The 25,249-nt window shown below is 75.0% G+C and carries 25 protein-coding genes and 1 riboswitch; of the genes, 16 read left to right on the top strand and 9 right to left on the bottom strand.

All coding sequences use genetic code 11. The features are described 5' to 3' along the window. Positions 1-75: 75 nt before the first annotated feature. Both WCD58_RS10410 and WCD58_RS10415 read left to right on the top strand, forming a co-directional pair. Positions 76-615 (top strand): TetR/AcrR family transcriptional regulator, encoded by a 540-nt coding sequence (locus WCD58_RS10410; RefSeq protein ID WP_337702374.1) that lies wholly within the window; start codon positions 76-78, stop codon positions 613-615. Between the two features lie 261 nt (positions 616-876). Then, positions 877-1,431 carry an OsmC family protein gene (locus WCD58_RS10415; protein WP_337702376.1) on the top strand — a complete coding sequence of 185 codons (555 nt, stop codon included), beginning with the start codon at positions 877-879 and terminating at the stop codon, positions 1,429-1,431. Between the two features lie 17 nt (positions 1,432-1,448). Here the strand turns inward: WCD58_RS10415 and WCD58_RS10420 are convergent, their stop codons facing one another. The 4 genes from WCD58_RS10420 to WCD58_RS10435 form a co-directional block, all read right to left on the bottom strand. Further along, positions 1,449-2,702 carry a flavin-containing monooxygenase gene (locus tag WCD58_RS10420; RefSeq protein ID WP_337702378.1) on the bottom strand — a complete coding sequence of 418 codons (1,254 nt, stop codon included), beginning with the start codon at positions 2,700-2,702 and terminating at the stop codon, positions 1,449-1,451. A 75-nt stretch (positions 2,703-2,777) separates the two neighbouring features. Beyond that, on the bottom strand, positions 2,778-4,163 hold the full coding sequence (locus WCD58_RS10425; RefSeq protein ID WP_337702379.1) for an NtaA/DmoA family FMN-dependent monooxygenase: 1,386 nt from the start codon (positions 4,161-4,163) through the stop codon (positions 2,778-2,780). 9 nt (positions 4,164-4,172) lie between these two features. After that, entirely contained in the window at positions 4,173-5,336 is a 1,164-nt protein-coding gene (locus WCD58_RS10430; protein WP_337702381.1) for an LLM class flavin-dependent oxidoreductase, read from the bottom strand. A gap of 13 nt (positions 5,337-5,349) precedes the next feature. Continuing rightward, positions 5,350-6,039 carry a GNAT family N-acetyltransferase gene (locus WCD58_RS10435; protein ID WP_337702383.1) on the bottom strand — a complete coding sequence of 230 codons (690 nt, stop codon included), beginning with the start codon at positions 6,037-6,039 and terminating at the stop codon, positions 5,350-5,352. Between the two features lie 142 nt (positions 6,040-6,181). On the opposite strand from WCD58_RS10435, the gene WCD58_RS10440 reads away from it, so the two are divergent. Further along, a complete protein-coding gene (locus WCD58_RS10440) occupies positions 6,182-7,765 on the top strand; it encodes an APC family permease (protein ID WP_337702385.1) in 1,584 nt (527 codons plus the stop codon). Here WCD58_RS10440 and WCD58_RS10445 read toward each other — a convergent pair. Continuing rightward, positions 7,737-8,270 carry a TetR/AcrR family transcriptional regulator gene (locus WCD58_RS10445; protein ID WP_337702387.1) on the bottom strand — a complete coding sequence of 178 codons (534 nt, stop codon included), beginning with the start codon at positions 8,268-8,270 and terminating at the stop codon, positions 7,737-7,739. The two genes, WCD58_RS10440 and WCD58_RS10445, sit on opposite strands and share 29 nt — an antisense overlap. A gap of 55 nt (positions 8,271-8,325) precedes the next feature. Here WCD58_RS10445 and WCD58_RS10450 point away from each other — a divergent pair, with 55 nt between their 5' ends. The 4 genes from WCD58_RS10450 (at position 8,326) to WCD58_RS10460 (ending at position 12,082) form a co-directional block, all read left to right on the top strand. Further along, positions 8,326-9,204: an NmrA family NAD(P)-binding protein gene (locus WCD58_RS10450; RefSeq protein ID WP_337702389.1), complete on the top strand. Its 879-nt coding sequence runs from the start codon at positions 8,326-8,328 to the stop codon at positions 9,202-9,204. Positions 9,205-9,255: 51 nt separating this feature from the next. Further along, positions 9,256-9,370: riboswitch (SAM riboswitch) on the top strand. A 38-nt stretch (positions 9,371-9,408) separates the two neighbouring features. After that, the gene (locus tag WCD58_RS10455) at positions 9,409-10,755 is read left to right on the top strand and encodes an aminotransferase class V-fold PLP-dependent enzyme (protein WP_337702391.1); all 1,347 of its coding nucleotides are present in this window, start codon (positions 9,409-9,411) and stop codon (positions 10,753-10,755) included. Positions 10,756-10,799: 44 nt separating this feature from the next. After that, the gene (locus WCD58_RS33625) at positions 10,800-10,949 is read left to right on the top strand and encodes a putative leader peptide (RefSeq protein ID WP_373695196.1); all 150 of its coding nucleotides are present in this window, start codon (positions 10,800-10,802) and stop codon (positions 10,947-10,949) included. Further along, a complete protein-coding gene (locus WCD58_RS10460) occupies positions 10,928-12,082 on the top strand; it encodes an LLM class flavin-dependent oxidoreductase (RefSeq protein WP_337702393.1) in 1,155 nt (384 codons plus the stop codon). Before WCD58_RS33625 ends, WCD58_RS10460 begins: the two co-directional genes overlap by 22 nt. Before the next feature lie 4 nt (positions 12,083-12,086). Here the strand turns inward: WCD58_RS10460 and WCD58_RS10465 are convergent, their stop codons facing one another. Continuing rightward, positions 12,087-12,446, bottom strand: a complete 360-nt coding sequence (locus WCD58_RS10465; RefSeq protein ID WP_337702396.1) for a cupin domain-containing protein — start codon at positions 12,444-12,446, stop codon at positions 12,087-12,089. Beyond that, the gene (locus WCD58_RS10470) at positions 12,443-13,546 is read right to left on the bottom strand and encodes an LLM class flavin-dependent oxidoreductase (RefSeq protein ID WP_337702397.1); all 1,104 of its coding nucleotides are present in this window, start codon (positions 13,544-13,546) and stop codon (positions 12,443-12,445) included. The genes WCD58_RS10465 and WCD58_RS10470 overlap by 4 nt, the downstream gene beginning before the upstream one ends. A 311-nt stretch (positions 13,547-13,857) precedes the next feature. Here WCD58_RS10470 and WCD58_RS10475 point away from each other — a divergent pair, with 311 nt between their 5' ends. Further along, positions 13,858-14,952, top strand: a complete 1,095-nt coding sequence (locus tag WCD58_RS10475) for an LLM class flavin-dependent oxidoreductase (protein ID WP_337702399.1) — start codon at positions 13,858-13,860, stop codon at positions 14,950-14,952. On the opposite strand, the gene WCD58_RS10480 is transcribed toward WCD58_RS10475, so the two are convergent. Further along, complete coding sequence (locus WCD58_RS10480) at positions 14,919-15,857, bottom strand: TIGR03564 family F420-dependent LLM class oxidoreductase (protein ID WP_337702401.1); 939 nt, start codon at positions 15,855-15,857, stop codon at positions 14,919-14,921. The two genes, WCD58_RS10475 and WCD58_RS10480, sit on opposite strands and share 34 nt — an antisense overlap. A 77-nt stretch (positions 15,858-15,934) precedes the next feature. On the opposite strand from WCD58_RS10480, the gene WCD58_RS10485 reads away from it, so the two are divergent. The 8 genes from WCD58_RS10485 to WCD58_RS10520 all read left to right on the top strand — a co-directional run bounded on the left by WCD58_RS10485 (position 15,935) and on the right by WCD58_RS10520 (position 24,577). After that, positions 15,935-16,660 (top strand): helix-turn-helix domain-containing protein, encoded by a 726-nt coding sequence (locus WCD58_RS10485; protein ID WP_337702403.1) that lies wholly within the window; start codon positions 15,935-15,937, stop codon positions 16,658-16,660. A 111-nt stretch (positions 16,661-16,771) separates the two neighbouring features. Next, complete coding sequence (locus WCD58_RS10490; RefSeq protein WP_337702405.1) at positions 16,772-16,867, top strand: putative leader peptide; 96 nt, start codon at positions 16,772-16,774, stop codon at positions 16,865-16,867. A 60-nt stretch (positions 16,868-16,927) separates the two neighbouring features. After that, the gene (locus WCD58_RS10495) at positions 16,928-18,154 is read left to right on the top strand and encodes an LLM class flavin-dependent oxidoreductase (RefSeq protein WP_337702407.1); all 1,227 of its coding nucleotides are present in this window, start codon (positions 16,928-16,930) and stop codon (positions 18,152-18,154) included. Position 18,155: 1 nt separating this feature from the next. Further along, positions 18,156-19,523, top strand: a complete 1,368-nt coding sequence (locus tag WCD58_RS10500; RefSeq protein ID WP_337702409.1) for an NtaA/DmoA family FMN-dependent monooxygenase — start codon at positions 18,156-18,158, stop codon at positions 19,521-19,523. Beyond that, positions 19,520-21,124, top strand: a complete 1,605-nt coding sequence (locus WCD58_RS10505; protein ID WP_337702411.1) for an ABC transporter substrate-binding protein — start codon at positions 19,520-19,522, stop codon at positions 21,122-21,124. The genes WCD58_RS10500 and WCD58_RS10505 overlap by 4 nt, the downstream gene beginning before the upstream one ends. Continuing rightward, entirely contained in the window at positions 21,121-22,065 is a 945-nt protein-coding gene (locus tag WCD58_RS10510) for an ABC transporter permease (protein WP_337702413.1), read from the top strand. The genes WCD58_RS10505 and WCD58_RS10510 overlap by 4 nt, the downstream gene beginning before the upstream one ends. Next, on the top strand, positions 22,062-22,952 hold the full coding sequence (locus WCD58_RS10515; protein WP_337702415.1) for an ABC transporter permease: 891 nt from the start codon (positions 22,062-22,064) through the stop codon (positions 22,950-22,952). Before WCD58_RS10510 ends, WCD58_RS10515 begins: the two co-directional genes overlap by 4 nt. After that, the gene (locus tag WCD58_RS10520) at positions 22,949-24,577 is read left to right on the top strand and encodes a dipeptide ABC transporter ATP-binding protein (protein WP_337702417.1); all 1,629 of its coding nucleotides are present in this window, start codon (positions 22,949-22,951) and stop codon (positions 24,575-24,577) included. Before WCD58_RS10515 ends, WCD58_RS10520 begins: the two co-directional genes overlap by 4 nt. On the opposite strand, the gene WCD58_RS10525 is transcribed toward WCD58_RS10520, so the two are convergent. Then, entirely contained in the window at positions 24,566-25,243 is a 678-nt protein-coding gene (locus WCD58_RS10525) for a nitroreductase family protein (protein WP_337702887.1), read from the bottom strand. The two genes, WCD58_RS10520 and WCD58_RS10525, sit on opposite strands and share 12 nt — an antisense overlap. Positions 25,244-25,249: the final 6 nt, after the last annotated feature.

A 25,249-nucleotide genomic window follows, 5' to 3' on the forward strand; every position in this document is an offset into this window, starting at 1 on the left:
GGGGTGGTCCTCCATTTGGTGTGGCCTACGATATGGGGTGGTACCCCGGTTGTCGAGCGAGGGAGGGTCCGGGACATGCGTGCTGACGGCCGGCGCAACCGCGAGCAGATCCTCGCCGCGGCGCGCCACCTCGTCGGCTGCGACGGCGCCCAGGCCTCGCTCGAGGCGATCGCGCGACGGGCGTGCGTCGGCTCCGCGACGCTGCACCGGCACTTCCCATCGCGGCGCGCGTTGCTCGACGCGGTGTTCCACGACGGCGTGGTGCGCCTGTGCGAGCGGGCCGAGGCGCTCGACGGGGACCCGGGGGCCGATCTCGAGACCTGGCTCGAGGAGCTCGCCGCCTACTCGGCGACCACGAAGGGCGTCACGGACGCGCTGCTCGCCGGTCCGGACGGGCACATCGACGAGCGCGACACGTGCCACGGGCTCATCGGGGACGCGGCGGCGCGCCTGGTGGACCGGGCGAAGGACGCGGGCGCCCTGCGCGACGGCGTCGCCACCGACGACGTGCTCGCCCTCGCGTGCTCGCTGTCGACGGTGACCGCCGATCCCGACGCCGCGCGCCGTCTCGTGCGCCTCGCGTTCGGGGGTGTGCGGGCTCCGCACCGTGAGTGATCCGGGGCCGTGAGTGATCGCCGTCGCACCGATCGCGCGGCAGCCCTGCTGAGCCCTTGGCCTGCGCCGACGGTTCCGCTAGGAATCTCGGTGTGAGCCGTCGGGGGGTGCTGGTGCGTCGACGTCATGTCGACCTGTGCCGCGTCTCCGTCATGGGCTGTCGCCCCGGGGCCTGAGCCCTCTCCACCCCCGGCGTCAGCGGCAGGCCCTCGCCGCGGCCGGTTCTTCTCGATCACTGATCACACACATCTGGAGTGTCCGATGACCACCCCGACGGTGAACAACAACGTCAACAGCGAGGCCCTGCTGCAGGCGCGCGACGCGCTGAAGGAGACGCCGGAGGCGGCCGAGTTCGTCTGGAAGGTGACCTCCGAGTGGAAGGACGGCACCTACTCGCAGCAGACCATCGAGCACTTCTCGGGTCTCGGTGCCGCCCAGCAGCACAAGCAGGCGTTCGTCCTCGAGGGCGACCACCCCGAGGTCTTCGCCTCCGAGGACCGCGGCCCCACGCCGGTCGAGACGGTGCTCGCCGGCCTCGCCGGCTGCCTCACGGCCGGCGTCGCCGCCGTCGCCCAGAACCGCGGCATCCAGCTGCACTCGGTGAAGGCCACGGTCGAGGGCAACCACAACGTGCTCGGCATCCTCGGTGGCGACCCCGAGGTCCGCAACGGCTTCAACGACGTCAACGTGCGCTTCGACATCGACGCCGACGCGAGCCCGGACGAGATCGCCGCGCTCGTCGCCCAGTCGCAGAAGCGCTCGGCGGTGTTCGACGCCCTCGCCAACCCGACGAACGTGAACGTCAGCGTCGGCTGACCTCGTCCCGCGACGCCCTACCCGGCGGCGCGGACCCGGCCCGCGAGATGGCCCGCCAGGTGGGCGGCCAGATCGGCGGTGTCCTGGTCCGCGCCGCCGATGTACGTGGAGCGCCGGCGGCGCAGCAGGCTCGACCCGAGCACGTAGACGCCCGGGGCGCCGGTGACGACGCCGCCGTCGTGCTGCAGGCGGCCCTTGTAGTCGAGCACCGGCAGCGCGAGCCAGGAGTGGTCGGGGCGGTAGCCGGTCGCCCACAGCACGGTGCGGATGTCCTCGCGCGCCAGGTCGAGCTCGATCCGCGGTGACGCGTCGACGGTGGTCGGCTCCGGGCGGTGGGGCTCGCCCAGGTCGTCGGGACCCTCCTGCTCGGCCCACGCGTCGAAGCGGTCGAGGAGCCGGTTCAGCTTGAGGTCGGCGAGCCGGACGGTGTTGGGCAGGCCGCCGGAGAACTGCGCCTTCCCGTCGCGCAGCCGACCGAGCTTGCCGACGACCCGCACCCCGCGCCGCTCCCGCAGCGTGCGCAGGTCGAGGTCGGCGTGGTCGGGACCGCCGATGAGCTGGGGCGAGGGGGTGTGCCGCGCCCGGATGATGTCGTCGACCTCGTCGTAGCGCTCGTCGAGGACCCCCGCGTTCTCCATCCACCAGAAGGCGTCGCGGCCGCGGTAGGTGCGCGGCATGCGGACGTGCTCGCCCGCCGCGACCGTCACCGTCCGCCCGGCCCGCGCGAGCTCGTCGGCGAGCTGCACGCCGCTGGCCGAGGCGCCGACGACCAGCACGCCGCCCTCGGGCACGTCGTCGGGGGAGCGGTAGGTCGCGGTGCTGATCGACGTGACGTCGTCGGGCACGCCCTCGGCCGCCGCCGGCAGCGAGGGGACGTTGCTGCTCCCGCTGGCCAGCACGACGGTGTCGCAGGTCCAGGTGCCGCGGTCGGTGGTGACCTCGTAGCCGGTGTCGGTCGCGCCGACCCGCGTCACGGTCGTCCCGGTGTGGACGGGCGCGGCGATCGTCGCGGCGTAGCCGTCGAGGAACGAGACCAGCTCGGGCACCGCCAGGAACCCGTCCGGGTCGGCGCCGGCGGCGGCCTCGGCCCCGGGGAGCGTGACGTGCCAGGTGGGCGTGAGCAGGCGCAGGGAGTCCCAGCGCTCGGTGCGCCAGGAGTTGGCCACCTCGCCGCGCTCGAGCACGACGTGGTCGATGGAGCGCTCCGTGAGCCTGCGGCTCATCGCCAGGCCCGAGTGGCCCGCGCCGATGATGACGGTCGTGACGTGCACGGACCTCAACATAGCGCCGGCACGTGAGCGAACTTCGGTGCTATGGCCCCGAAGTTCGCTCAGGTGGGACGTGCGTCACGCCTCCACGCTCACCGCGGCGACGGTGGTGGGGGAGGGCGCCAGGCCGAGGTGCTCGCGCAGCGTCGTGCCCTCGTACTCGGTGCGGAACGAGCCCTTCTCCTGCAGCAACGGCACCACCTTGTCGGCGAACACGTCCATGCCGCCCGGGGTGATGTGCGGGACGAGCACGAAGCCGTCCGAGGCGTCGGACTGCACGAAGTGGTCGATCGTGTCCGCGACGCGCTGGGGCGTGCCGACGAACGTGTGCCGCCCGTTCTTGGCGATGACGACCTCGCGCAGCGACAGGCCCTCGCGCTCGCCGAGCTCGCGCCACTCGTTCGCCACCGCGACCGGGTCCTTGTACATCCGCACGCTCGCGCGGCCCTTGGAGATGTGCGAGCCCGAGTCGACGTCGTCGTCGGTCTTCGGGTCGAACGACGGCACCGGGCCGTCGGGGTCGACGTCGGAGAGGTCGCGGTTCCAGATCTGCTCGGCGAACGCGATCGCCGTCGCCGGCCCGACCTGCTGGTACTGCACCTGGCGCGCGTTCTCGGCGGCCTCGTCCTCGGTGTCGCCCAGCACGAACGTCGCCGCCGGCAGGATCTTGAGGTCCTCGGGGCGTCGGCCGAACTTCGCGAGCCGGCCCTTCACGTCGGCGTAGAACGCCTGGCCGGCCTCGAGCTCGCCGTGGCGGGTGAAGATCGCGTCGGCGCTGGACGCGGCGAACTCGCGGCCCTCCTCGGAGTCGCCGGCCTGGATGATCACCGGCCGGCCCTGGGGGCTGCGCGGCACCGGGAAGCGCCCGGAGATGTCGAACTGGTCGGAGCGGATCGCGAACCGCCCCGCGTCCCCGTGGCGCAGGAACTGCCCGGACCCGGCGTCGGCGACGACCTCGTCGGCGGGCCACGAGTCCCACAGCGCCTGCGCGGTCGAGAGCATCTCCTGGGCGCGCAGGTAGCGCTTGTCCTTGGGCAGGTAGCCGCCGCGGCGGAAGTTCTCGCCGGTGAACTCGTCCCAGCTGGTGACGACGTTCCACGCGGCGCGCCCGCCGGAGAGGTGGTCGAGCGTCGCGAGCTTGCGGGCCACGTCGAGCGGCTCGTTGAACGTCGAGTTCACGGTGCCGGCCAGGCCGATCCGGTCGGTGATCGCGGCCAGGGCCTGGAGGATCGCGACGTTGTCGGGGCGGCCCATGACGTCGAGGTCGTAGATGCGCCCGCCCTGCTCGCGCAGGCGCAGCCCCTCGGCGAGGAAGAGGAAGTCGAACTTGGCGCGCTCGGCGGTCTGCGCGAAGTGGCGGAACGACTCGAACTCGATGTGGCTGCCCGAGGCCGGGTCGCTCCAGACCGTCGTGTTGTTGACACCGGGGAAGTGGGCGGCGAGGTGGATCTGCTTCTTGGGCACGGTCGCTCCTCAGGCGCGGGCGTAGCGGTCGGCGGGACGCGCGAGGCCGAAGTGGCCCCGCAGCGTGTCGGCGTCGTAGGCGGTGCGGAACAGGCCCCGGCGCTGCAGCTCGGGGACGAGCTCGCGGGTGATGCGGGGCAGGTCGTGCGCGGTGACGGCCGGGCGCAGCCGGGCGCCCGCGAGCCCCGTGCCGTGCCAGGACTCGAGGACGTCGGCGACGTCGGTGGCGGTGCCGGTGAGGATGCGCGCGTCGCTGCGCAGCTCGCCGCCGTCGGTCTCGTCGAGGCGGGCCAGGCGCGCGCGGGCGGCGTCGGCGCTGTCGTCGAGCACGACCAGCAGGTCGCCGAGGACGTGCAGCGGGTCCCCGGTACGGCCGACGGCGGCCTCCTCGTCGCGGACCTGCCGCAGGATCGCCTCCGCGTCGCCGGTCGGGCCGTCGCGGCCCACGCCGCCGGGGGTGACGAAGACGAGGTCGGCACCGCGGGCGGCGAGCCGGTAGGCGACGTCGACGTGCGCGAGCGCGGTCACCAGCGGCTGGCCCTGCGGCGGGCGCGGCGTGATCGACGGGCCGCGCACCGAGAACTGCGCACCCTCGAAGTCGATGTAGTGCAGCTTCTCGCGGTCGACGAACCGGCCGGTGGCGGCGTCGCGGATCTCGGCGTCGTCCTCCCACGAGTCCCAGAGCCGGCGCTGCACCTCGATGTGGTCGGCGGCCTCGTCGAACAGGCCCTCGCGGCTCTCGGCGCCGTACGTGCGGCGCCCGAACAGCGCGTACTCGTCCTCGCGCGACGAGACCCGCACCCGCACGCCCGCGCGCCCGGTCGTGACGTAGTCGAGCGTCGCGATCTCGGTGGAGACGTGGAACGGCTCGGTGTGGGTGGTGACGACCGTCGGCACCAGCCCGATGCGGCTCGTCACCGGGCCGACGCGCAGGGCGACGAGCTGGGCGTCGAGGTTGCCCTGGGCGCGGTCGGCGCGGTCGGTGGCGAGGGCGAACGAGTCCTCGAACGTGACGAGGTCGAGCAGTCCCGCCTCGGCCTCGCGGACCTGGTCGACCCAGAAGCCGCCGGTGAACAGCTCGTCGGCGCGCGCGCCGGGCTCGCGCCACGACGCGGGGTGCCAGCCGGTGCCGTCGAGGGCGACGGCGAGGTGCAGTGGTGCCTGCTGGGTCATGGTCCTCCTGTCGTCAGGTCCGCGCGGGGACGTCGCTCGGGACCGTCAGGGCCGTGAAGTCGGGGCGGGCGCGCAGCCGGAAGCCGAGCGTCTCGTAGAGCCGGATCGCGCTGGTGTTGTCGCCCGCGGCGTGCAGGAACGGCACCTCGCCGCGGGCCCGGATGCCGGCGGCGACGGCCAGGACCAGCCGCGTCGCGAGACCCCGCCCGCGGTGCGCCTCGTCGGTGCAGACCGCGCTGATCTCGGTGTACCCGGGCGGGTGCAGGCGCTCACCGGCCATGGCGACGAGCACGCCGTCCTCGACCACACCGAGGTAGGTGCCCATCGCGATGGTGCGCGGCAGGAAGGGGCCGGGCTTCGTGCGGGCGACGAGCTCGCTCATCGCGGGGATGTCGTCGGGCCCGAGGCGCACGAGGTCGGGGTCGTCGCGGCCGGTCACGGCGTCGCCGACGAGCTGGACGCCGGCCACGGAGCGGAGGACCTCGAGGCCGACCGGCTCCAGGACGCCGAACGCCGGGACGACGGTCTGGTGGCCGGGCCCGACCAGCGCGGCGGCGTCCTCCCACTCGGCGGCGCCGTGCGGCTCGGCGAGGAACGGGGCGACGTCCGGGGCGTAGCGCACCGCGTCCCGGAGGCCCTGCGCGAGGTGCGCGTGCGCGCCGAGCAGCGACGCGCGGACCGGCTCGTCGAGTGCGGATGCCACCCCTGGCACAACCGCCCCCGCCGCGGGCCCATTCCGCTCACGGCACGCTCACGGCACCCGACGGTGTGACCGACGCGACCCGGACCGCGGTTCCCGGCCGCGTGAGGCTGCCGTGAAGCGGCGGAGGTGGTCGGGTACCGGCATGACCGCTGCACCGGGTGCGCCGGACGCCTCGGACACCGAGGTCGGCGCCGAGGAGGGCCGGCTCCGGCGCCGGCTGGGCGTCGGCGGGCTCACCGCGATCGGGTTCTCCAACATCGTCGGTTCCGGCTGGCTGTTCGCCGCGCTCTACGCCGCGCAGATCGCGGGACCCGCCGCGATCCTCGCGTGGATCGCCGCCGGGCTGCTGTGCGCGCTGGTGGCGCTGGTGATGGTCGAGCTCGGCGCGACGCGGCCGGAGGGCGGCGGCACCGTGCGCTGGCCGCTCTACGCCAGCGGGCGGCTGACCGGCACCGTCATCGGCGTCTCGGTGCTGCTCGCCGTCGGGGCGACCAGCGCCGAGCTGACCGCGATCGTGCAGTACGCCGGCTACTACCTGCCCTGGCTCTACAGCGACGACGAGCTGACCGGCTGGGGCGTCGTCGCGGCGCTGCTGCTCTCGGTCGTGCTCACCGCGCTGAACTGGTTCGGCGTGCGGCTCTTCGGCACGCTCAACACCGCGGTGACGGTCGTGAAGGTCGTCATCCCGGTGCTGACCGTCGTCCTGCTCATCGCGTCGGGGTTCGACGGCGGGCACCTCACCGACCACGGCGGCTTCGCGCCGTACGGCTACGGCGCCGTGCTGACGGCCCTCGCCGGCGGCGGGATCGTCTACTCGGTCAACGGGTTCCAGGCCCCGGTCGACTTCTCCGGCGAGGCCCGCAACCCGCGGCGCACGATCCCGCTCGCCGTCCTCGGCAGCATCGCGGCGGCCGTGCTGCTCTACCTCGGCCTGCAGGTCGCGTTCCTCGGGGCCGTGCCGGACGCGGCCCTGGTCGGCGGCTGGGCAGGGGTCAACTTCGAGTCGCCGTTCGGCGAGCTCGCGGTCGCGCTGAACCTCGGCTTCCTCGCCGCCCTGCTCTACGCCGACGCCGTCATCTCGCCCGGTGGGTCGGCCTACGTCGGCGTCGCGGTCAACGCCCGGCACACCTACGCGCTCGCGAAGAACCGGCTGCTGCCGCGCGCGCTCATGCGCGTCGACGCCGGCTCGGGCGTGCCGCGCCGCGCGATGGCGCTGAACCTCGCGGTGATGGTGGTGTTCCTGCTCCCGTTCCGGGGCTGGCAGGACATCGTCTCGGTGATGGGCACGATGTACCTGCTGCTCTACCTCGCGGCCGCCGTGGCCGCCGAGGTGTTCCGGCGCCGCGAGCCCGACCGGCTCTCCGGCTGGGTCCCGGGCCTGCGCTGGATCGCGCCGATCGCGTTCCTGTTCTCCACCGAGTTCATCTACTGGTCGGGGTGGGAGGACCTCCGCCTCGCGCTGCCCCTGGTGCTGCTCGGCGTGCCGCTGTTCGCGCTGCTGTGGCGCACCGACCGCATCGGCTCGCTGACCGGCGAGCTGCGGCGCGGGGCCTGGCTCGTCGCCCACCTGCTGGTGCTGCTCCTGCTGTCCGGGCTCGGCAGCTTCGACGGCGCCGACGTGCTGCCCGCGCCGTGGGACTCCCTGCTCGTCGGGGCCTGGGCGCTCGCGATCTTCCCGATCGCGGTGCGGTCGGGGGTCAGGGAGACATCCCCCGCAGCGTCGTAGCGATCAGGCGGTCCGCGGCCTCCGCGCCCTGCTGCTCACGGGTCCACGCCGCGGCGTTCATCAGCGTGACGACGTCGTCGACGGTGACGTCCGCGCGCAGGTCCGCGGCGCCCACCGTGCGCTCGGTGATCGCCGCCATCCGCGCGCAGTCCGCCGCGAGGCGGTCGCCCGCCTCGTCGGGGGCGTGCAGGTCCGACGCGATCAGCTCGGCGAGCCCCCGGTAGGTCGCGGCGTGCTCGGCGACCCACCGCAGCCAGGTCGCGAGGTCGACACCCTCGGCACGCGCGAACAGGGCGTCGTGCCGCTCGGCCAGCAGCGCGCCGACGAGCGCGCGGCGGGTGGGGAAGTGCTTGTAGAGCGTGCCGATGGCCACGCCGGCCCCGGCGGCGACGGCCGAGAGCGACGCCCCGGCACCGTCGGCCGCGAAGGCGTCGTCGGCCGCGGCCAGCAGCGCGGCGCGGTTGCGGGTGGCGTCCGCGCGGGGCCGCCGCGTGGGTGTCGACAAAGTGAGTACCCCTCATGTTAGTTTCTCGAGGCACTCTCACTTTAAGGGGGATGACATGATCGTGGTGCTCGGCGCGACGGGGGCGATCGGCGGGGCGGTCGCCCGGCGGCTGGCGCAGCAGGGCGTGCCGTTCCGCGCGGTGGTGCGCCGCGCGGGGGTCGACGTGCCGGGCGCCGAGGTGGTCCGCGCCGACCTCGACGACCCCGCCTCGCTGCCCGCCGCGCTCGCCGGGGCCGAGCAGCTCTTCCTCAACGCCGGCGGAGCGGTCCCGGCCGACGGCGAGCAGCCGATGGTCGCCCAGCAGGTGGCGGCGGTGGACGCGGCGGTCGCGGCCGGGGTGCGGCACATCGTGAAGATCTCGGTGCAGGGCGCGACGCCCGGCCGGCCGCTGGCGGTCGGGGCGCACGCCGGGATCGAGGCGCACCTCGCCGCCTCGGGGCTCGAGGACACGGTGCTGCGCCCCAGCGGCTTCTTCCAGAACCTGCTGACCGGCGTCAGCGCGTTCACCGACGAGGGCGACCTGCTCGACCCCTACGACGGGGGAGCGGTCGGCTACCTCGACGCCGACGACATCGGGGCCGTCGCCGCGGCCGCGCTCACCGGCGCGGCCCCGCGCGGGGGCGTCCACACGCTCACGGGGCCGCGCCTGCTCACGCACGACGACCTCGCGGGCGCGCTGGCCCCGGTGCTGGGCCGCCGCGTCGGCGTGGTCCCGCTGCCGCCCGACGAGGTCGTCGCGTTCCTCGTCGACCGGGGACTCTCCGCGACGTTTGCGCAGGACGTCGCCGAGCTCTCCCGCGGCGCGGCGGCCGGCGAGCTCGCCGAGCTCACCGACGCCGTGGAGCGCCTGACGGGCCGCCCACCGCGTGACGTCACCGACTTCGTCGCCGAGCACGCCGACGACCTGCGCCGCGTGGTGCCGCAGCCGGTGTGACGCGGTCAGGCTTGCGGCGGCGGCCGCGCCCCGTGCTAACTTCCCCGACCAGGTCACGAGTACCAGCGCCAAGCCCCGGCTCGCTGGTCGGCAACCCTCCTCCGCGGCGGGGTGCTCCGGGTGATGACCAGGCCGACGCGACACCCGCCGTCGGCAAGCGCGGACCCGCCGACCGTCGGGTCCCCGACGGTCCGGAGACCCGCCATGACCGCTGTCCTTACTGCGCCGACTGCAGCCCTGCCCGCCACCGTGGGCGCCGACCTCGAGGTCCCGCTCGTCGACGGGCGCCGCGTGCGCCACGTCGACCTCGACGCCGCCGCCAGCGCCCCGCCGCTGCAGGCCGTCGCCGACCACGTCGTCGAGGTCCTGCCCTACTACGCCAGCGTGCACCGCGGCGCCGGCTACACCTCGCGCGTCTGCACCTCGCTGCTCGAGTCGGCGCGCGAGACGGTGGGGCGCTTCCTCGGCGCCCGCGAGGACGACGTCGTCGTCTTCACCCGCAACACCACCGACGCCCTCGCGCTGCTCGCCCGCGCCGTGCCCGGTCCGGTGCTGACGCTCGACCTCGAGCACCACGCGACGCTGCTGGCCTGGCGCCACACCGGGCACCGGGTGGTCACCGCGGGCGACACGGCGGCCGCGACCCTCGACGCCCTCCGGGAGCACGTCGGTGGGCACGCGCTCGTCGCGGTCACCGGCGCCTCCAACGTCACCGGCGAGACGCTGCCGCTGCGCGAGATCGCCGACCTCGCGCACGCCGCGGGCGCCCGGGTCGCGGTCGACGCCGCGCAGCTCGCCCCGCACCGCCGGGTCGACCTCGCCGCGCTCGGCGTCGACTACGTCGCGCTGTCGGGGCACAAGCTCTACGCCCCGTACGGCGCGGGCGTGCTCGTCGGGCGCCGCGACTGGCTCGACGCCGCGCCGGCGCACCTCGCGGGTGGCGGCGCGGTGCGCGCGGTCTCGGTGACGGGCGACGTCACCGGAACCGACTGGCTCCCCGCACCCCAGCGCCACGAGGGCGGCACCCCGAACCTGCTCGGTGCCGCCGCGCTGGCCGCCGCGTGCCGCGCGCTCGAGCCCGTGATCGACACCGTGCTGCCCGCGCACGAGCGCGCCCTGGCGTCGCGGCTGCGGGACGGGCTCTCCGGCATCCCCGGCGTGCGCACGCTGGACGCCTTCGCCGACGCGCCCGACCGGGTCGCCGTCGTCACCCTCGAGGTCGGCCCCGACGGTGGGGGCCTGCCCGCGGGCCTCGTCGCTGCGGCGCTCTCGGCCGAGCACGGCATCGGCGTGCGCGACGGCCGGTTCTGCGCGCACCCGCTGCTCGCCCGGCTCACCGGCGGCCGCGACGCGGTGCGCGCGAGCCTCGGGCTGGCCACCACCGCCGAGGACGTCGACCGCTTCGTCGCCGCGATCGCGACGATCGTCGCCCACGGCCCGGCGTGGACCTACGCCCTGCGCGACGGGCGCTGGGTGCCGACGCCCGATCCCCGCGACCTCGACCCCTTCCGGCTCGGCGACCACGCCGACCCGGCCGGTTGCGGGCGGTGACACTTCCGCTTGCCGGGGCGGGGGTCGCCCGGTAGGCAGAGGTCGTGACCGCGGTCCCGACATCCTTCGCCGGCACCCACCGCCGTCACGTGGACCTCGTGCGCACGGCGAGCGCGACGTGTCCGGGGACGTTCGACGTCCCCCGACCCGCTCGCTCCGCCGGAGGTCCCCCGTGCACCCGTCCCACGACCTGACCATCCCGCTCTCGGTCCTCGACCTCTCGCCGGTCCCGCCCGGCGGCACCGGGGCCGACGGCCTGCGCGACAGCGTCGCGCTGGCGCAGGCGGCCGAGGCCGCCGGCTACCGGCGCTACTGGGTCGCCGAGCACCACCTGACCCCGGGGGTCGCGTCGGCGTCGACGCCGGTGCTCGCCGGTCTCATCGCGGGGGCGACCCGGACGATCCGCGTCGGCTCGGGCGCGGTGCAGATGCCGATGACGCCGCCGCTGCAGGTCGCCGAGCAGTTCGGCACCGTCGCCGCGATCCACCCCGGCCGCGTCGACCTCGGGCTCGGGCGCTTCGACATCCACAAGATCCTGACGATGATCAGCGAGCGGGCGAAGCCGGCGGGGGAGGTGCCGCCCCCGCCGCCGTCGAAGTGGGTCGACGGCCTGCTCCTGCCCAGCCCCGGGCGCGTGCCCGGCGTCGACCTGTCCGGGTTCGCCGTCCTCGGCGAGCGCATGGGCATCAGCGGCGACGACCCGGCGCCCGACCACCGCGCGCAGGTCCGCGAGATCCTCTCCTACCTCGAGGGCACCGCGACCCGCGACGACGGCACCCCGCTGCACGCCCCGGCCGCGGAGGGCGCCGACCTGGAGTTCTGGATGCTCGGCTCCAGCCCCGGCGTGAGCGCGCAGACCGCGGGCGAGCTCGGCCTGCCGTTCGCCGTCAACTACCACACGATCCCCACCACGGTGCTCGACACCGTCGACGCCTACCGCGCCGCCTTCACGCCGTCGGCGCACCGCGACCGCCCATACGTCATGGTCTCCGCCGACGTCGTGGTCGCGCCCACCGACGAGGCGGCGGCCGAGCTCGCCGCGCCCTACGGGCAGTGGGTGCTCGACATCCGCACCGGCCGCGGCGCGCAGCCCTACGTGACGCCGGAGCAGGCGCGGGCGCGGCCGTGGAGCGAGGACGAGCGCGCCGGGGTCGCCGACCGCGTCGACACCCAGTTCGTCGGCGCGCCGGCCACCGTCGTCGCCGGCCTGGAGACGCTGGTGAAGGCGACGGGCGCCGACGAGCTTCTCGTCACGACGATCACCACCGACCACGTCGACCGGGTCCGCAGCCACGAGCTGCTCGCCGAGGCGTGGGCGGCGCGGTGAGTCGCTAGGTGTAGAGGTCGTTGCCGCGGGAGAACTCCACGAACACCGCCGGCTCGTCGCCCACCGACCAGGCGTCGTGCCCGGGCGGCAGGAGCATCACCTGGTGCGGGCCGAACTCGTCCTCGGACCCGTCGTCCATCACGACGTGCAGCCGCCCCGAGAGGACGAGCGCGACGTGGGGGAGCTCGCAGGACGCGGTGCCTGCGTAGTCCTTGAGGTCCGTCGACCAGCGGGCGCCGACGCCGAAGGTCACCTCGGTGACGCTGACGCCGTCGAGCTCGACGGTCCTCTTCGAGATCCTGCCGTGGACGTCGGCGGGGGCGGCGGCGAGGTCGCCCTTCTGCATGGCGGTCGTCGAGGTCATGGGTTCCTCTCTCGGAGGCCGGCGGCGCGGCCGGGGTCGTCGGGGCTCCAGAGCGTGGTCGACACCTCGCGGCGCACGAGGGGGACGACCTCCTCGGCGAACCGGGCCAGCACCTCCTGCTGCTGGGGGTAGGGCAGGACGGGGTTGATCGACACCGACTGCAGGTCGTGGCGGTAGCTCTTGTGGTAGTCGAGGATCTTCTCGGCGACGCGCTCCGGGGTCCCGACCAGCGCCGGGCCGTGCGCGACGGCGTCCTCCATGGTCATGAACGACATCGTCTTGCCCTTGCGGGTGTCGCCGGCGTGCTTCGCGGCGAGCTTCGTCGCCATCGCCTCGTAGATCGGCCGGTACTGCGCGATCGCCTCCTCGTCGGAGTCGGCGAGGAACAGGCCGCCGGACCCCGACCCGACGTAGCCCACCGACGGGTCGTGCCCGTGCTCGGCGAGCTTCTCGCGGTAACGGTCGATGAGCACGAGGTAGGCCTCGCGGGGCTGGAGCGCGTTCGCGGAGAACAGCGGGTCGCCCCAGCGGGCGGCGAGGTCGACGGCGTGGGTCGAGGTCGCCGACCCGTGCCAGATCCGGAACGGCCCGTCGAAGGGGCGTGGGAACGTGGTGACGTCGTGCAGGTCGGCGTGGTGGGTGCCCTGCCAGTCGACGTGCTCGGAGCGCAGCAGCCGGCGCAGCAGCTCGTAGTTCTCGGTGAGGTACTCGTACTGCCGGCCGAGCTCGAGGCCGAACATCCCGAAGTGCCTGTCCTCGTTGCCCTTGCCGATGACGATCTCGAGGCGCCCGCCGGAGAGCTGGTCGACGGTGGCGTAGTCCTCGGCGACGCGCACCGGGTCGAGCAGCGAGAGCACCGTGACGCCGGTGGAGAGCAGGATCCGCTCGGTGGCCTGCGCCAGCGCGCCGAGCAGCACCGTCGGCGCCGACGAGACGAACTCGCCGGCGTGGCGCTCGCCGACCGCGTAGGAGTCGAAGCCCAGGCGCTCGGCGCGGACGGCGGTCTCGACCACGCGCTCGAGGCGTTCGTGGACCGAGATCAGCTCACCGGTGACCGGGTGCGGGGCCTGCGGAACGATGTCGAGGACCTGGAACTTCACGGGTGCTCCCGGGGAAGGATCGTCGAGGCGGCGGCGGCCTCAGCGACACCCCTGGGCGGTGACCCGGCGCAGATCCACGTGACGGCGACGCGTCAGGGCGCGGCAGCGGGGCACGGTCCGAGACTCCGCCTGCTCGCGCGGCGGTGTCAACACCGCTTGCGCCACGCCGCCGCCCCGCACGACCATCGGAGCGTGGTCGACCCGCTGCTCCTCCGTCACTCCTGGGAGCGCCTGCACGTCGACCTGTGCCGCACGTGGTCGGCCCGCTGTCGCTGACGGTTCCCCGTCCCGACGCACCTCGTGGAGTTCCCGTGCCGCCGCCCTTGTCCGTGCTCGACCTCTCGCCGATCCCCGCCGGGTCGACGGTCGCGGACGCCCTGCGCAACACCGTCGACCTCGCCCGCGCCGCCGAGCGCTTCGGCTACCGGCGCTACTGGCTCGCCGAGCACCACCTCAACCCCGGCGTCGCCGGCGCGGTGCCGACCCTGCTCATGCAGGCGGTCGCGGCCGCCACCGCGGACATCCGCGTCGGCTCCGGCGCCGTCCAGACCGGGCACCGCACGCCGCTGTCGGTGGTCGAGGAGTTCGGCACCCTCGACGCGCTGTACCCGGGACGGATCGACCTCGGGCTGGGCCGCTCCGGGGGGACCAGGGACCCACGGCGGGAGAACGGGCACGTCGAGGGCCGGGTCGTCGACGGCGTCGTGATCCCGGCACCGTTCACCGCCCGCGCGGCGCTGCGCTCGCAGCGGGTGAAGGCCCAGCGGGAGCTGATCCGTCAGCCCGGCGCGGAGGCGCCCGGCTACACGGCGGTGGTCGACGAGGTGCTCGGCCTGCTCGCCGGGACCCACCGCACGTCCGCGGGCGTCGCGGTCCACGCGGTGCCGGGGGAGGGGGCCGGCGTCGAGACGTGGGTGCTCGGCAGCAGCGGCGGGGAGAGCGCCGAGGTCGCGGGCGCCCGCGGGCTGCCGTTCGCGGCGAACTACCACGTCAGCCCGGGCACGGTGCTCGACGCCGTCGAGGGCTACCGCGCCGCCTTCACGCCGTCGGCGCACCGCGACCGCCCGTACGTGATGGTCTCCGCGGATGTCGTGGTCGCCCGCGACGCGGCGCGCGCTCGCGAGCTCGCCGCCGGCTACGCGCCCTGGGTGCACAGCATCCGCAGCGGAGCGGGCGCGATCCCCTATCCCGACCCGGCCACCGCGGCTGCGTCGGCGTGGGACCCGGAGCTCGTCACCGACCGGCTGGAGACCCAGCTCGTCGGAGATCCGGCGACCGTGGCGGAGCGTCTCGCGGCTCTCCAGCGCCTCACCGGCGCCGACGAGCTGCTCGTCACGACCATCACCCACGACCACGCCGACCGCGTGGAGTCCTACCGGCTGCTGGCCGCGGAGTGGGCGGCGTGACCGAGCTGCGCCAGCACCGGCAGCGTGCGCTCCCGGTCCGCGGCGTCGCCGACGAGGCTGACGTTGACGTCGGTCGCGCCGGCCTCGGCGTAGCGGCGCAGACCCTCGGCGACCGCGTCCTCGTCGCCGGCGACCACGATGTCGCCGGGCGAGCCGAACCCGTCGCGCGCGAGGGTCGCGGCATACGAGGGGAGCTGCGCGTACGCCGCGTACTCGGCGGCGACCTCGGCGCGCACCCGCCCGGGGTCGTCGGTCACCGCCACCGGGACGCCCACCACCACCCGGCGAGGGGCGCCCGAGGCGGCGCGGGTCAGGCGCGGGACGACCTCGTCGGCGATCGTCCGCGGACCGGCGAGGAAGGTGATCGTCCCGGACGCCCGCTCCCCGGCGAGCCGCAGCATCACCGGCCCGAGCGCCCCGAGCAGGACGGGCACGCGCGGCACGGCGCCCGGCACGGCGGTCGCGGCGGCGTCGGAACCCGGGCCCTCGGCGCCCGGCACCGCGCGGCCGTCGAGGATCGGCGAGAGCACGTCGAGGTGCGCGCGCAGCGCCGCGACCGGCCGGTCGAAGGGGATCCCGTAGACCTCGAGCAGCCCTGGGTGGCTCACGCCGAGCCCGAGCGTGAACCGCCCGTGCGAGGCCGCCTGCACGGTCTGGGCCTGTGCCGCGAGCACGCGGGGGTGCCGCGGCTGCACGACGACCACCGACGCGCCCAGCTCGACCCGGGGGACCTCGCGCGCGATCGCCGCGAAGGTCGTCAGCGTGTCGAACCCGTAGCCCTGCGGGAGCCACACCGTGTCCACGCCCGCGACCTCCGCGGCGCGGGCACGGCGCACCAGCTCGTCGACCACGTTGCCCGGGTCCGCGGGGAGCCCGGCCGCCACGTTCACACCGATACCGATCACGCGACGAGGCTGCGGCGCACCCCGCGGCCGGAACCAGGAGCCCGTTGATGGGGGTAGTGGCACCACCAGGATGCGACGTGCGGCGGATCGAGCTCGGCCGCTGCCTGCGCGCGTACCGCGACCTCGTCGGACCGCGCCAGGTCGGGCTCCCGTCGACCGGCCGGCGACGCGCGCCCGGTCTGCGGCGCGAGGAGGTCGCGGCGCTCGCCGGGGTGGGGGTCACCTGGTACACGTGGCTCGAGCAGGGCCGGGTCACCGCGTCCGACCAGGTGCTCGACGCCGTCGGGCGCGTGCTGGGCATCGACGACGTCGGCCGCGGGCACCTCCGCGCGCTCTCCCGACCGCACGATCCCGTCGAGGCCGACCCGGAGGGGCTGCGCCCCCTGCTCGCGAGCTGGCGCGACGACCCGGCCGTCCTGCTCGACGCCCGCCTGGACGTGGTCGCCGCCAACGACGCCTGGGCGGCGGCCGTCGCACCGGGCAGACACGTCCTCGAGCAGCTCCTGCACACCGACGGCGACCTGACGCCGCTCGTCCACGCGCTGGCCCGGCGCCTGCGCATGGCCACCGACCGCGACCCCGGCGACGCGCGCCTCACCCGGGTGCGCGCGGAGCTCCGGGCGGGCGCTCCGGGGCACGGGGCGCTGTGGGACTGCCGGGGCGTCGGCGCCTTCGGCCGCCCCGCGGTCCTGCTCGCGGGCACCCGGCGGACGGCGCACCTGCTCGCCGAGGCCGGCCCGGTCGAGCCCTCCGGCGCCGTCGTCCTCGTCCTGCTCCGGGATCCCTCTAGCACCACTGCGTGACCCCGTGGGGGCGGAGCGTCGCCGGTCACGTCCCGTGGCGGCGGTGTTGACACCGGCACGGTGCCGCTCCTTAGAGTCCGCAACGACCCGCCACGAACGAGGGAGGACGCGATGACCACCACGGTCCGTGTCCCCGCGTCGTACCTCGGGTGCTACCGGCGCCACGTCGACCTGCAGCGGGTCGCGAGCGCGGTCTGTCCGGCCTGACCGCCCCGGACACGACTCCCACACCACACCGCGGCCCCGTGCCGCAGGAAGCGGTCACGCATGTCCCCGCTGCACGTCGCCGTCGCGCTGGACGGCGCCGGCTGGCACCCCGCCGCCTGGCGCGAGGCCGGCGCCCGCCCCGCGGAGCTCTTCACCGCCGGCTACTGGGCCGACCTCGTCCGCACCGCCGAGCGCGGTCTGCTCGACCTGGTGACGATCGAGGACGCGTTCGGCCTGCAGTCCGGCGACCACCTCGCCGAGCCCGAGCGGCGCACCGACCGCGTGCAGGGCCGCCTCGACGCCGAGCTGGTCGCCGCCTTCGTGGCGCCGCTGACCCACCGGATCGGTCTCGTCCCGACGGTGACCACCACGCACACCGAGCCGTTCCACGTCGCGTCGGCGCTGGCCACCCTCGACCACGACTCGCGCGGGCGCGCCGGGTGGCGCGTGCAGACCTCGGTGCGTCCCGACGAGGCCGCGCACTTCGGCCGCCGCACGATCCCCGGTCTGCGCCGTGACGCCCTGGACACCCCGGAGGCGCAGGCGCTGGTCGCCGAGCTGTTCGGCGAGGCCGCCGACGCGATCGAGGTCGTCCGCAGGCTCTGGGACTCGTGGGAGGACGACGCCGAGATCCGCGACGACGCGGCCAACAAGTTCCTCGACCGGGACAAGCTGCACCACATCGATTTCGCCGGTGACCACTTCTCCGTGCGCGGCCCCTCGATCGTCCCGCGGCCGCCGCAGGGTCAGCCGCTCGTCGTGTCGCTGGGCCACGGGTGGGAGCCGTACCGCCTCGCCGCGCGCGGCGGGGACGTGCTGTTCGTGACGCCGCACGACGTCGCCGAGGTGGCGACGATCCTCGAGGAAGTCCGGGCGGCGGAACGGGACGTCGGGCGCACCGGGGCGAGCGGAGCGACGGGGAATGACGCAGCTCCACCGCTCACCGTGTTCGCCGACCTCGTCGTCCTGCTCGCGGACACCGAGGAGGCCGCCCGCGAGCGGCTCGCCCGTCTCGACGCGATCGACCCGCTGACCAGCGACGCGGCGATCCTCGCGACCACGCCGACCGCGCTCGCCGACCTGCTCGTCGCGTGGCGGGAGGCGGGCCTCGACGGCTTCCGGCTGCGTCCCGCGGTGCTGCCGACCGACCTCGACGCGATCGTCGACGGGCTCGTGCCGGCGCTCCAGGAGCGCGGCGCGTTCCGCACCGAGTACGCCGAGTCCACCCTGCGCGAGCGCTTCGGCCTCGCGCGCCCCGCCAGCCGCTACGCGACGGCGGGGGTCTGAGATGAGCCGCAAGCAGATCGTCCTCGGCGCCTACTTCCCCGGGGTCAACCACGACACGGTCTGGAGCGACCCCGCCTCGGGCAGCCACATCGACTTCGCGTCGTTCGAGCACTGGGCCCGCACGGCTGAGCGCGGCAAGCTCGACCTGCTCTTCCTCGCGGAGGGCCTGCGCGTCCGCACCCGCGGCGAGCAGTTCTTCGACCAGGACGTCGTGGGCCGCCCCGACACCTTCACCGTGCTCGCGTCGCTCGCCGCGGTCACCCGGCACATCGGGCTGGCCGGCACGATCAACTCGACGTTCAACGAGCCCTTCGAGCTGGCCCGGAAGTTCGCCACGCTCGACGTGCTCTCCGGCGGGCGCGCCGCGTGGAACGTGGTGACGAGCTCGGACGCGCCGACCGGCGAGAACTTCCGCCGCGGCGGCTACCTCGGCCACCACCAGCGCTACGAGCGCGCCGGCGAGACGCTCGCCGCGGTCCGCGCGCTGTGGGACTCGTGGGGCTCGGACGCCGTGGTCGCCGACCCGGACTCCGGCCGATTCCTGCGTGACGGGCACGTCGGCGACTTCGCCGTGTCGGGGAACCAGTTCGACATCCGCGGGCGCTTCACCGTGCCGCGCAGCCCGCAGGGCCACCCGGTGATCCTGCAGGCCGGCGAGTCGCCGGCCGGGCGCGACTTCGCCGCCGCCGGCGCGGACGCGATCTTCTCCCGGTACCAGCAGTTCGACCAGGCCCGCGCGTTCTACGACGACGTCAAGGCGCGCGTCGCGACGGCCGGCCGTGACCCCCGCGAGGTGCGCATCCTCCCGTCCGCCGCCGTGGTCCTCGGTGACACCGACGCGGAGGCACGCGAACGCCACGAGCTGATCCACGACCGCCAGGTCGACCCGTGGACCGCGATCGTGCTCGCCGAGATGGTCTGGAACCGCGACTTGTCGGGCTTCGACCCCGACGGCCCGGTCCCCGACGTCGACCCCACACCCGAGGCGCCGACGTGGATCCGCGGGCGCGCCCCGCTGACCCAGGACGCGCACGCCACCGCGACGGCCTGGCGCGAGATCGGCGAGGCCGAGGGGCTGTCGCTGCGCGAGGTCGTCAAGAAGGTCTTCGACCGCGCCGTGTTCGTCGGGACGCCCGAACACGTCGCCGACGAGATCGACCGCTACGTCCAGGCCGACGCCTGTGACGGCTTCATCCTCGGCTCGCACGTGAGCCCGTCGGGAATCGACGAGGTCGTCGACCGGGTCGTCCCGCTGCTCCAGGAGCGCGGCGCGTTCCGGACCGACTACGAAGGAGGCACGTTGCGGGAGAACCTGGGGCTCGCGTCGCCGTCCCGCTTCGGCGAGCCGCGTCACGAGGTGGCCTCGTGAAGCGCACCGCACTCGCGGCCGTGACGGCCGCCGCCGCTCTCGTCCTGGCCGCCTGCGGCGGGGGAGGCGGTGGCGGGCAGGCCGCCGACGCCGGGCCCCCTCGCCCCGGCGGCACGCTGGTGTTCGCCGTGTCCAGCGACGCCGGCTGCGCCGACCCGCAGCAGGTCGGCAGCAACGACTCGATCTACTCGATGCGCCAGGTCGTCGACTCGCTCACCGACCAGGACCCGGCCAGCGGCGACATCCGGCCGTGGCTCGCGACGTCGTGGCAGTCGAACCCGCAGGCCACCGAGTGGACCTTCCAGCTGCGCCCCGGGGTGACCTTCTCCGACGGCACCCCGCTCGACGCGAACGCGGTGAAGACGACCTTCGACCGCGTCCCGTCGCTGGGGGCCCGCGGCACCCTGCCGAAGGGCTACCTGGCCGGGTACCAGGGCACGACGGTGACGGGCCCGACGTCGTTCACCGTGCGCTTCGCGCAGCCCAACGTGCAGTTCCTGCAGGGCACCTCGACGCACAGCCTCGGGATCCTCGCGCCGGCGAGCGCGGCGCAGACCGACGACCAGCGCTGCGCCGGCGTCGTCGGGTCCGGGCCCTTCGTGCTGCAGACGTACACGAAGAACCAGTCGACGATCCTGGCGAAGCGGGCCGGCTACTCCTGGGGCTCGTCGCTGTTCACCCACCCCGGCGAGGCCTACCTCGACCGTGCCGAGTTCCGGGTGGTCCCCGAGTCCGGGGTGCGCACCGGCAGCCTGCAGTCCGGCGAGGTCGACGCCATCGCGAGCATCGGCCCGCAGGACGAGGCGCCGCTGGCAGGGGCCGGCATCGAGCTGCCGTCGCGGGCGAACCCCGGCACGCCGTTCGGGATCGTCTTCAACCAGTCGACGCCGCTCGGGCAGGACGCCGCGGTCCGCGAGGCGATCTCCGCCGCGATCAACCGGCAGGAGGTCGTCTCCGCGGTCTACACGTCCCAGACGCGGCCGGCGACGTCCGCGCTCGCGTCCACGACGCCGGACTACGCCGACCAGTCGGCGGCGCTGGCCTTCGACCCGGCCCGCGCCGGCGCGGTACTGGACGCCGCGGGCTGGGCCCCGGGCCCGGACGGCATCCGCGCGAGGGCCTGGCAGCGGCTGACGCTGCCCCTGATCTACGCCCCGGTCATCGCGACGAACCGGCCGGCGCTCGAGCTGGTGCAGCAGCAGCTGCGCGCCGTCGGGATCGACCTGCAGCTGCAGGAACGACCGGTGGCGGACACCGCGACGATCCAGCAGAGCGGGCAGTTCACGGCCTTCTGGCTCAACGTCAGCCGGGCCGACCCGGACATCCTGCGTGCGCAGTACGGCACCGCGGGCCCGAACTCGTTCCGCTTCCCGGCCGGGACGCCGCTGGACGCCCTGCTCACCGCGCAGGCGGGGACGCTCGACCCCGCGCAGCGCACGCAGCAGGTGGCGCAGGCGCAGGAGCAGCTGGTCGGCCAGCACCTGGTGGTGCCGGTCGCCGAGCTCACCACGACGCTCGCGGTCGGACCCGGCGCGCACGACGTCGCGTTCGACGCGTCGTCGCGCATCCAGCTGCACGACACCTGGAAGTCGGAGCCGTGAGTGGGCCGTACCTGCTGCGGCGGCTCGCGGCGGCCGTCGGGGTGCTGTGGGCGGCCTACACCGTCTCGTTCGCCGTCCTGTACCTGCTGGCCGACCCCGTCGCGACACTCGTCGCGCGGGCGTCGGACGGCACGACGCTGACCACGGCCGAGCTCGACGCGCTGCGGGCGCAGTACGGGCTCGACCAGCCGGTGCCCGTGCAGTACCTGGACCGGCTGTGGGCGGCGCTGCAGGGCGACCTGGGGACGTCCTTCGTCAACGGCCAGCCCGTGACGAGCACGATCGGCGAGGCCCTGCCGCCGACGCTGCAGATCGCGTCGGCGGGGCTCGTGCTCGCGGTGCTGCTCGGCGCCGGGGTGGCGCTGACGGCCACCTACACCCGCAGCCGCTGGCTCGCGCAGGCCCTCATGGGGCTGCCGTCGCTGGCGGTGTCGCTGCCGGTGTTCTGGGTCGGCCTCATGCTGGTGCAGCTGTTCTCGTTCCAGCTGGGCTGGCTGCCCGCCGTCGGCGCCCGGGGGCCGGAGGCGCTGGTCCTGCCCGCGATCACCCTCGCGCTGCCGACGGGGGCGCTGATCGCCCAGGTGCTGGTCAAGAGCATGAGCCAGGCGCTCGCCGAGCCGTACGTGACCACCGCCCGCGCGAAGGGCGTCGGGCCGCTCGCGGTTCACCTCCGCCACGCGCTGGGCAACGCGGCGCTCCCGGCGCTGACGGTGCTCGGGTACGTCACGGGCAACCTGCTCGCCGGCACGGTGGTCGTCGAGACCGTCTTCACCCGGCCCGGGCTGGGCCGCATCACCGTGTCCGCGGTCGCGGACCAGGACATCCCGCTGGTCCAGGGCGTCGTGCTGTTCGCGGCGTTCGTGTTCGTCGTGGTCAACCTCGTCGTCGACCTGCTCTACCCCCTGCTGGATCCGCGCGTCGCGCAGGCGGTGCCGGCATGACCGAGCTCCTCGAGCGCGGACCGGACCGTGCACCCCTCCCGGCCGAACCGGCGGCGCACGACCGCGGCCGGCTGTTCCGCTTCCTGCGTCGCCGTCCGGGGCTCGTCGTCTCGGTCCTCGTGATCGTGTTCGTGCTGATCTCCGCGGTGTTCCCGCAGCTGTTCGCCCCCGGCGACCCGAACCTCGCCGTGCCCCGCGAGCGCTCGCTGCCACCCGGCCCCGGGCACTGGTTCGGGACCGACTACCTCGGCCGCGACGTCTGGACGCGCGTCGTGCACGGCACCTCGCTGTCGCTGCAGGCCACCCTCATCGCGGTGGCGGTCGCCCTCGTCGTCGGCGGGCTGATCGGGCTGCTGGCCGGGTTCGTCGGCCGGTGGGTCGACGAGGGGCTGATGCGCCTCGTCGACGTCCTGCTCGCCATCCCGCCGATCCTGCTGGCCCTGGCGCTGATCGCCGCCCTCGGCTTCGGCACGACGAACGTGGCCATCGCCGTGGGTGTCGCGAGCGTCGCCCAGTTCGCCCGCGTCATGCGCGCGGAGACGCTGCGCGTGCGCGGCACCGTCTACGTCGAGGCGGCCCGCGCGGTCGGGACGCGGTGGTGGGTGACGCTGGGCCGCCACGTGCTGCCCAACGCCGCCGGTCCGGTGCTGGTGCTCGCGGTGCTGGAGTTCGGGCTCGCGATCCTCGCGGTCTCCTCGCTGTCGTTCCTGGGCTACGGCGCGCCGCCGCCCGCCCCGGAGTGGGGGTCGCTGGTGGCCGAGGGGCGCAACTACCTGGCCACCGCCTGGTGGATGTGCGCGATGCCGGGCCTGACGATCGCGGCCACGGTGCTCGCGGTGAACCGCGTCTCGAAGGCGCTCGACGGCGAGTGGGGGCGGGACCGATGAGCTCGTTGAGCGTCAAGGACCTGCAGGTCGACTACCGGGTGTCCGGCGGGACCGTCGACGCCGTGCGCGGGGTCGATCTCGAGGTGGCGCCGGGCGAGGTGGTCGCGATCGTCGGCGAGTCCGGATCCGGCAAGTCGACGCTCGCGCAGGCGATCATCGGCCTGCTCCCGGACAACGGGGCGGTGCGGTCGGGGAGCGTGCGCCTCGGCGAGGACGAGCTGGTCGGGCGCACCGACCGGCAGTGGCGCTCGGTGCGCGGCGCGCGGATCGGGCTCGTGCCGCAGGACCCCGCGGTGTCGCTGAACCCGGTGCAGAAGGTCGGCGCGCAGGTGGCCGAGGTGCTGCGGACCCACGGGCTCGCCGACCGCCGCTCGGCGCCGGCGAAGGCCGTCGCGCTGCTCGAGCGGGCGGGGCTCCCGGACGCCGCGGTGCGCGCGGGCCAGTACCCCCACGAGCTCTCGGGCGGCATGCGGCAGCGGGCGCTGATCGCGGTGGCGATCGCCGCGGACCCCGGTCTGCTCATCGCCGACGAGCCCACCAGCGCGCTGGACGCCACCATCGCGCGCCAGATCCTCGACCACCTCGAGGAGCTCCGGGAGGCGTCGGGCAGCTCCCTGCTGCTCATCACCCACGACCTCGCGGTCGCGGCGGATCGCGCCGACCGGATCGTCGTCATGTCCGGCGGGCGGGTCGTCGAGCAGGGCCCGACGGCGGAGCTCCTCGCGCATCCCCGCGACGCCTACACCCGCGAGCTGCTCGCGGCCGCGCCCGGGCTGGCCGTCACCGACCCGCCGCCGCCGGCGCCACCGATCGGCGGGGACACCCCGATCGCCGAGGTCCGGGGCCTGGTGAAGGACTTCCCGCTGCCCCGGACGTCGGGTAGCTGGCGGCGCGGGTCACTGCGCGCCGTGGACGATGTGTCCTTCGCGATCGCTCGCGGGGAGACGCTCGCGCTGGTGGGCGAGTCGGGCTCCGGCAAGTCGACGACCGCGCGCCTGCTGCTGCGCCTCGCCGACCCGACGGCCGGGCAGGTGCTGCTCGACGGCGAGGACGTCACCGCGGTCCGCGGCGAGCCGTGGCGGCAGCTGCGGCGGCGCGCCCAGCTCGTCTACCAGAACCCCTACGCGTCGCTGGACCCGCGCTTCACCGTCCGCGAGGTGATCACCGAGCCGCTCCGCGCGTTCCGTGTGGGGTCGTCGTCGGAGCAGGCGGCGCGCGCCGCCGAGCTCGTCGACCGGGTCGCGCTGCCCGCCGCGACCCTCGAGCGCAGGCCGGTCGAGCTCTCGGGGGGCCAGCGCCAGCGCGTGGCCATCGCCCGCGCGCTCGCGCTGGCGCCGGACCTCGTCGTGTGCGACGAGCCGGTGTCGGCGCTCGACGTGTCGGTGCAGGCCCAGGTGCTCGAGCTGCTCGCCGAGCTGCAGGAGCGCGACGGGCTGGCCTACCTGTTCATCTCCCACGACCTCGCCGTCGTCCGGCGGGTCGCGCACCGCGTCGGGGTGATGCGCGACGGCCGGCTGCTCGAGCTGCGGCCCACCGCCGAGATCTTCGACGACCCGCAGCACGAGTACACCCGGACGCTGCTCGCGGCGATCGCCGGGCGGCGGGGTGAGCTCTCAGCCCCGTGACCGGTTCTCGCCCCAGCGCTCCCAGTGCACGACCTGCTCGACGGGCTGGCGGCGCGGCGTCGACCAGCGCCCGCGCACCGGGTAGCCGAGCGGCACGAGGCCCATCGTCACGGCGTCCTCCGGCAGCCCGAGCAGTTCGTCGACCTCCCGCTCGCCGGAGAGCAGGTGCAGCGAGGTGAGCACCCCGCCGATGCCGTGCGCCCGCGCGGCGAGCAGCAGCTGCTGCACCGCCCCGTAGATCGAGGCGCCGAACCGCTTGTCGGTCGAGTCCGCGCCGTTCCGCAGCACCGGCACGACGAACACCGGCGCCTCGGCCAGGTGGTACGCGAGGTGGTCGGCGGCACGGAAGGACGCCGGGCTCAGGCCGTCCGCGGCGCCGGCGCGGGCCGGATCGAGCAGCTCCTCGCGGCGCACCCCGTAGATCTTCTCCCAGCCCTGCTGGTAGTGCTCGGCGATGCGGGCCTTCACCGCCGGGTCGGTGACGACGACCCAGCCCCAGGTCTGGCGGTTGCCGCCCGACGGGCCGCGCACGGCGGTGTCGAGCAGCTCCCACAGCACGTCGTCGGGGATCGGGGTCTCCGCGAGGTAGCGCCGCGCCGGGGTCGTGCGCAGGCCCTCGAGCAGGTCGACCTTCTCGGGCAGGGGTCCTCCTCCAGTGATCGACAGGGCGCA

The sequence above is a fragment of the Actinomycetospora flava genome (genome assembly GCF_037400335.1).
Classification (GTDB): domain Bacteria; phylum Actinomycetota; class Actinomycetes; order Mycobacteriales; family Pseudonocardiaceae; genus Actinomycetospora; species Actinomycetospora flava.